At 47.9% G+C, this 3,748-nt stretch carries 6 protein-coding genes and 1 pseudogene; 2 read left to right on the plus strand and 5 right to left on the minus strand.

Annotated elements, in window-relative coordinates; genetic code table 11:
- A pseudogene (locus tag QVP03_RS06230) lies at positions 1-881 on the minus strand (hypothetical protein); the annotation flags it as partial.
- Between the two features lie 279 nt (positions 882-1,160).
- Between QVP03_RS06230 and QVP03_RS06235 the strand changes: the two are divergent.
- Positions 1,161-1,325 (plus strand): hypothetical protein, encoded by a 165-nt coding sequence (locus QVP03_RS06235; RefSeq protein WP_022332658.1) that lies wholly within the window; start codon positions 1,161-1,163, stop codon positions 1,323-1,325.
- Positions 1,326-1,622: 297 nt separating this feature from the next.
- On the opposite strand, the gene QVP03_RS06240 is transcribed toward QVP03_RS06235, so the two are convergent.
- From QVP03_RS06240 to QVP03_RS06255, 4 genes are read right to left on the minus strand one after another with little or no spacing between them, the layout of a single operon-like run.
- A complete protein-coding gene (locus QVP03_RS06240; protein WP_022332660.1) occupies positions 1,623-1,928 on the minus strand; it encodes a hypothetical protein in 306 nt (101 codons plus the stop codon).
- Positions 1,925-2,146, minus strand: a complete 222-nt coding sequence (locus QVP03_RS06245; protein ID WP_022332661.1) for a hypothetical protein — start codon at positions 2,144-2,146, stop codon at positions 1,925-1,927. Before QVP03_RS06245 ends, QVP03_RS06240 begins: the two co-directional genes overlap by 4 nt.
- Before the next feature lie 10 nt (positions 2,147-2,156).
- Positions 2,157-2,387 (minus strand): hypothetical protein, encoded by a 231-nt coding sequence (locus QVP03_RS06250; protein ID WP_022332662.1) that lies wholly within the window; start codon positions 2,385-2,387, stop codon positions 2,157-2,159.
- A 4-nt stretch (positions 2,388-2,391) separates the two neighbouring features.
- Positions 2,392-2,574: a hypothetical protein gene (locus QVP03_RS06255; protein ID WP_022332663.1), complete on the minus strand. Its 183-nt coding sequence runs from the start codon at positions 2,572-2,574 to the stop codon at positions 2,392-2,394.
- A 95-nt stretch (positions 2,575-2,669) separates the two neighbouring features.
- On the opposite strand from QVP03_RS06255, the gene QVP03_RS06260 reads away from it, so the two are divergent.
- On the plus strand, positions 2,670-3,329 hold the full coding sequence (locus QVP03_RS06260) for a S24 family peptidase (RefSeq protein ID WP_022332664.1): 660 nt from the start codon (positions 2,670-2,672) through the stop codon (positions 3,327-3,329).
- The last annotated feature ends 419 nt before the right edge of the window (positions 3,330-3,748 follow it).

The raw sequence follows: 3,748 nt of genomic DNA on the forward strand, positions 1-3,748 counted from the left end.
GCCTCTTTTATCAGCGCCGAGTTCTCCTGCTCGCCGATGGCGTAGCCTATCGGGTAGTTCGTACAGGGGTCGAGGACTACAACCACGGTGAGACGGTTCGAGTAGGTCGTGACGGTGTAGCCGTTCTTGTCGGTGGCAGTCCGCTGGAAATACAACTCCACATCCCAGCCGTCGAGGCTCCACATGTAGAGCGGCAACGCCGGGCGGCGGCGTTTCACCTGCATCGCGCGGTTATTGTAGAACTCCGAAGCGCCCAAGCGTCCGGCCGCCGTTTCCAGCCCGTACTTTTTGCGCATTTCCTGCACGGGGCGTTCCGTGATCGTCTTCCAGCCAAGTTGCTCGGCAACGGCATTGTAGATCATCACGACCTGCTTGTCGTTCAGGTTGCGGGGGTCGGAAATCAATTTGAGTATCGTGGCCTTCTGATCGTCGCTCTCGACTTTCGCGGCGTTCGCATTTTGGAACTTGCCGGAGATCAGCACCTCGTAGTTCGCTTTACCGCCCCGGAAGAACTCGTTAAATTTCTCCTGCAAACGGCGCGGATTTTCGGGCAGAGAGTGCGGGAATCGGTCGGCGATACGGGGCAGCGCCTTTGCCGCATTCGCCCAAAAATCTTTCTTTTTAAGTGTCCGTAGCTTGCCCACGCGCTGGCGTTGCGATATACATTTTTCCAACCGTACCCGAAACGCTTCGAGTATTGCGGCGTTATTGGCGTACTCCTGCTGCTTGGTGAAGTCCAAGCCGCGGGTGCCGTCGATTTTATACTCCGCATAGAAATTCATCGCAACTCCATCCGGGACGATCTCGTCGATAAACTTCTTGCTCGCGGCCTGCGCTTGCAGATCGGGGTAGCGGCGGTAAACCTCGTTTTTGTATTTCACAGGCAGACTATCCACGGCGAACAGAGCCTCACGGCCGTTGCCGCCACGACATAGCTGTTCAAGCTTATTTTCGCGTCGATACCACTTTATCAGGTCCGGTGACATAATTCCCGCCGCCAGTTCCCCGTGTGTGATACAAAGCCTATTTTCATAAACTTCCATTGTTCAACCTTTTGTTGTTGCTCCCGTGCCGGTATCGCTCCGGAGTAATGCCTTTGCATTCACGGGATTTTTAGTTAATTTTACGGTTGCGAAACCTTTTAACTAAAAAACTGTATCATGGATAATGATCTTAAACTGATCAAGGCGGAACTTGCTATTCTACTCAAACGTCTCGAAAAACTCGAACACTCGGTTAAGGGCGGGATGCGTAGCGCTCCTTTACAGAGCTATGTGGATGAGTTAGAACGCGAGGCGCTGAAAGTCATGGATCAGATTCGATAGGGATATTCATCCCACGAATCTATCCCGTATTTATTCGGGAAGTATAGAATCTTTCTGTAGATCAGCAGGCCGAATACACGATATTCGGTTTGGCTTCCTATTATCTGTGGCTCATTACAGTCAGAGATAAGCGGAGTTGTTGTTTTGGTAATCATAGTTTGAAAGTTATTTGGTTGTTTTAAACGTTGCCATTACCGCGAGTTGCAGACTCTTGTAAGCGAGCTTGACAAGTAGCACTAACTTTTTCGTTGAATTTTCTGACCTCTTCGATTTGTTGCGTTTTCATGTTATTCTGTTTTATAATCTCTTTCCCAATTTGATAATAAATGTCTCGTAGTCGGGTGCGCCCCATTCCTTAAGACCTTGTCCGACCTCAATCCCTTTGCATTCCCAAAGCATGCGACGCTTGGTGTAACCGTAAGAAAAGCACACGGCATCAAAATCTTTTTCGACAAATTCGACGCACAGAGCCCCATCAAATTTGACGTTTTGGCATAGCCTTGAAATCCAATAGCGAGTGAACTCTCGGTACTCCTCGCGCTTATCGCCGCTTTCGATAGCATTGTACCATTCCTTTTTGAGCGGCAAATACAAGATTTTCATTTCTTTGCCATTTTAAAAGTTGTCATCACCGCGAAACAACTGCCCACGAAATTTGCGATTACTAACCATGCCGACCAGCCCGGATTGGTGTCTGCCCAACTGCACATCAACATCTGCGCGGAACACCACCACAGTCCGGTCATCTTGCACCTTACGGGCAGGGCGACGAACTCACGCCCCAGCAGTTGGATAGCCCAGTATTTCAGAAAGCGTTTCATAGGGGTTTGGTTATTCTGCCGCCGAGGTTAGGTTCTCGATGACATCACCCGCGGCCGTCATCGCTTCGTCGAGGTACTCGATCACCGTCTGGGCGCGGTCGCCTTTATCGCCGTCTTGGAAGGCTTCGGGCATGTTGTTGTAATACTCCTCCTCTTCGGTTCTGATCTCCTCGATCTCCGACTTAATACCCTCCGTCTTTTCGATAAGCTCCCGGAGGTGTTTTCTGCGTGTGTTGTTCATGGTATTATCGTTTATAAATTCGTGTCGGTTGAACTACTCCGCCGCGGTCGATTGCAACTTTGCGAATTTTCTTTGCGAGGTCGGTATTGGTCTGACCACTCAATGCCTCACTGACGGTTTTTCGGGCTATCCCGAACAGCCGCGCCAGTTTTGCGACCTCGCCATGCTCCACGAGTACTTTTGCCATAGATTCAATTATTTTCGTATATTTGTTGCCGGGGTTACATTTGAAACCATATGATTATTTTCATATAATCAAATCTTTTATAGGATTTTTTTCTTATGACGGCACAACGACTCGGTCAATTCATTAAAAATAAGGGCATAAGCTACTATGCCTTTGAAAATGCCATAGGAGCGTCTCGCGGCAGTATTTCTAAAGCCGTGAAAGAGAATAAGAGCATAGGCTCTTCGATATTAGAAAATATTCTTAATGAGTTTGCGGATCTTAATCCAATATGGCTCCTGACAGGCAAAGGAAAAATGCTCAAGAACGAAGATGAAGACTTGCATCTTTTATGTGAAGATGCCCCTGCATACAAGAGCACCGAAGGGATACCGCTAATCCCTATTGATGCGATGGCTGGAGTACTGACTGAGAACAGTACGGCTGTCATGGATTTTGAATGCGACCATTACATCGTTCCGATGTTCAAAGGAGCCGACTTTTTGATTCCTGTGAAAGGAGATTCCATGCAACCGAAATACTTTAGCGGCGACATTGTGGCCTGTAAGCGGCTTCCGTTCGATGCTTTCTTCCAATGGAACCGCACCTATGTCATCGACAGCGATCAAGGCGTACTTATCAAACGGGTGCGCCGGGGGAAGGACGATCAACACATCATGGTGGTCTCCGAAAATCCCGATTATGAACCTTTCGAGATTGAAAAATCACGCATTCATTCCCTTGCGCTTGTTATAGGTGTAGTAAGGGCCGAATAGGGGCTAAAACACATAAAAAACGGACGCGAAATTTATTTTGCGTCCGTTTTTTTCTTATCTCAATATTACAATAGCCATCCTATCAACGGTTTAGATGCTATTATTGAGTGGGTAAAACCCCTGTTTTTTGGGTATTATAGGGGGGCATATCGCTTAAAAATGCCCGTTTTTTGCTCGAAAAGTGGCATTATAGGGGGTTGAATCGGCAAAAAAACTCACCCCAATACTCACCCCAACACTCACTCCAACCCCAAAAGTGCCCGATTTTTCGACAAAACGAAATGTACAATTTTCGGGGAAAGGTCGAAAAATCGCCCGGTTTTCAAAGGCTGTTTAAGAAGCGATTAAACACCGGGCTGTTTTGCCCCTTTTTCGCCGATTTCGCGCCGTCAGATGGTTCTCGTTAGGAAATGGGCACA

The sequence above is a fragment of the Alistipes sp. CAG:29 genome (assembly GCF_000435435.1).
Lineage (GTDB): Bacteria > Bacteroidota > Bacteroidia > Bacteroidales > Rikenellaceae > Alistipes > Alistipes onderdonkii.